General features: G+C 72.6%; 2 protein-coding genes and 1 pseudogene. 2 read left to right on the forward strand and 1 reads right to left on the reverse strand.

Features of this window, described 5'->3' with window-relative positions:
* Positions 1-197 precede the first annotated feature (197 nt).
* On the reverse strand, positions 198-1,619 hold the full coding sequence (locus G6024_RS11130; RefSeq protein ID WP_159148712.1) for an MFS transporter: 1,422 nt from the start codon (positions 1,617-1,619) through the stop codon (positions 198-200).
* A 103-nt stretch (positions 1,620-1,722) separates the two neighbouring features.
* On the opposite strand from G6024_RS11130, the gene G6024_RS11135 reads away from it, so the two are divergent.
* Complete coding sequence (locus G6024_RS11135) at positions 1,723-2,355, forward strand: YqgE/AlgH family protein (protein ID WP_067720162.1); 633 nt, start codon at positions 1,723-1,725, stop codon at positions 2,353-2,355.
* A gap of 85 nt (positions 2,356-2,440) precedes the next feature.
* Positions 2,441-2,706, forward strand: a pseudogene (locus G6024_RS11140) (MFS transporter); the annotation flags it as partial.

Below are 2,706 nucleotides of genomic sequence, written 5' to 3' on the forward strand. Positions count from 1 at the left end.
GCTCGGCTGCGGCGGGTTCCGCTGCCGCCGGGTCGATGGGCGCGGGTTCGGTCGGGGCGGGTTCGGTCGGCGCAGGTTCGGTCGGCGCAGGTTCGGTGGGTGCAGGCTCGGTGGGTGCAGGCTCGGTGGGTGGCGGTTCGGTCGCCGCGGGCTCTGTGGGCGGTGGTTCTGTGGGCGGTGGTTCTGTGGGCGGAGGGTCAGTCGGTGGTGGCTCGGTCGGTGGTGGTTCGGTCGGTGGCGGTTCGATCGCCGCGGGTTCGCTCGGGCTCGGCTCCTGACCGCCTTCGCGCGGCGACGAACGCCGCGATCACCGCGGCGGCGGCGTACAGCGCGGCCGGGACCAGCATCAACGACACCGACCGTCCGTCGGCGGGCACCAACGGCAGGACCGCGACCATCCCCACGACGAACGCCGAGTTGAACAGCGCGTCCTGCAGTGCGAAGACCCCGCCGCGGCGGGCGTCGGGGACGTCGGTCTGCATGGCGTTGTCCGCGACGAGCTTGACCACCTGGGCGCCCAGACCGATCGCCACCGCGCCCACGACCAGTGCCGTCGGGTCGAGGGTCGGGCCGACCGCGAGCTGCGCGACCCCCGACAGCACCGCGCCCGATGCCACGACGACGATCCGCCGCCGACGGGCGATGGCCCAGGGGGTGACGACGGCGGCCAGGCCCATTCCTGCGGCCACCGCCGCCGACATCAGTCCGAATCCACCCATCCCGGCCACGACAGGGCCGCCCACGCCGCCGGACTCGGCGTCGCGCAGTAGCAGGATCGCCAGCATCGTGGTGATCCCGAACGCCGCCCGGCCGAGCGTCACGCCGGTCAGCGACACCCACACGAGGGCCGTGGACCGGGCGGCCCGGACGCCCTCGGCCAATCCACCGGCGAACAGGGACAGCGCATCTAGTGCCACGCCCCGGCCGGGATCAGCGCTGAGCTCGTCGTCGTCGGGTCCCAGGTGCCGGCGCGGCAGCGCCAGGATCGCCCACACCCCCACCAGCGCGGCGACCACGGACGGCACGAGGGTCCACGACACCGCGGCGTCCCCGGCGCCGAGGACGGCCAGGACGGCGAACTCCGCGACCGCGCCGACGGCCGTGATGATCGACCCCACGGTGACCAGAACCGAGTTGGCGCCGGCGAGGATCCGGTCGGGCACCACCTTGGGCATGGCTGCGGTCATGCCGGTGTTGATGAGGCGGCCCAGCCCGATGGCCACGAGCGAGAGCGCGAACAACATCGGCAGGCCCGCCCCCGTGTGCACGGCGCCGGCGGCGACCAGCGCGATGGTCGCGATGATGGCCACCGTCCTGACCAGCGCCGCGACCGCGACGACGACCCGACGATCCCAGCGGTCGAGCGCGGCGGCGGCGAAGGGTCCGACGACCGAGTACGGCAGCAGCATGACGGCGAACCCGCCGACGATGGCGGCGGGCGTCGTCGCGGACTCGGGGCTGAACAACACGATCCCGCCCAGCGCGGCCTGGTGGATCCCCTCACTGAGCAGGGCGGCCAGGCGCGCCGTGGACAGCCGGCCGAGGCCGTCCGACTCCCGCAGTGCGGCCGCCAGTTGTCCGCGCGGGGGGCCGACCGGATCGGCGGACAGTGAGGTCACGCGAATCACCGTAGCGCTCGCCGCACGAGCGGCGACCACCGCGGCGGGACCCGATCGAGGGGACGCGCGTGTGGGTCGTCGGCCACGGGGGCATCATGGGGACATGGACACGGGACCGGACGATCTGGGCGGCGGCGGCCTGTTCGGCGACCGCCTCTACTCCGCGATGGACAAGCGTGATCCCGTCGCCGGGTCGCTGCTCATCGCGGCGCCCGACATGCCCGATCCCAACTTCCAGCGCGCGATCATCTACATGATCGAGCACGACCACTCGGGCTCCCTGGGCGTCGTCATCACCCGCCCGAGCGAGACCGAGGTGGAGTCGATCCTGCCCGCCTGGGCCGAGATCTGCGCTCCCCCGTCCGTCTTCCACATCGGCGGTCCCGTCAAACCCGACACCGGGATCGCACTGGTGGTGCTCGGCTCCGGCGTGGACGGTGACCGGTTCGTCGGGCTCCAGCAGATCGAGGGCCGGGTGCACGTGGTGGACCTGGACAGCGACCCCGATCTCCTGCGCGACCACGTCGAAGGGATGCGGGTGTTCGTCGGATACACCGGCTGGGCCCCCGGGCAGCTGCAGGACGAACTCGACCGCGGCGACTGGTACGTCGCCCCCAGCCTGCCCAGCGACCTGCTCGCCCCCGCCCGCGTCGACGTGTGGGGTGCGGTACTGCGGCGTCAGGAGATGCCGCTGCCGCTGTACGCCACCTTCCTGCAGGACGGGGACGTCAACTGACGGCCGGCGCCCCGGATGAGTCTCATTATATGGGAGACAGTTTCTAGTTTGTGGGATCGAGTCTAGGCTCGTGCAGGTGGAGACGGTGAAGCATGAGTCGACCGCGGTGACCCCGCGGCACTGGCTGGTGCTGGCGGTCGCCACGTTCGTCGCCGCGTCGGGCTCGGCGTTCGTCGTCGGCGTGGGCTTCCTGCTCCCCCACCTCACGACCGTCGAGGGGCTGTCGCTCTCGCGGGCCGGGGTGCTGGTCGCGATGCCGCTGGTGGGCATGGCCACGGCGCTGATCGCCTGGGGCTGGCTCGTCGACCGGACGAGCGAGAAGCTGGTCCTGGTCTCCGGCTCGGTCGGTGC

Source organism: Dietzia maris (assembly GCF_014144855.1).
Taxonomy (GTDB): Bacteria; Actinomycetota; Actinomycetes; order Mycobacteriales; family Mycobacteriaceae; genus Dietzia; species Dietzia kunjamensis.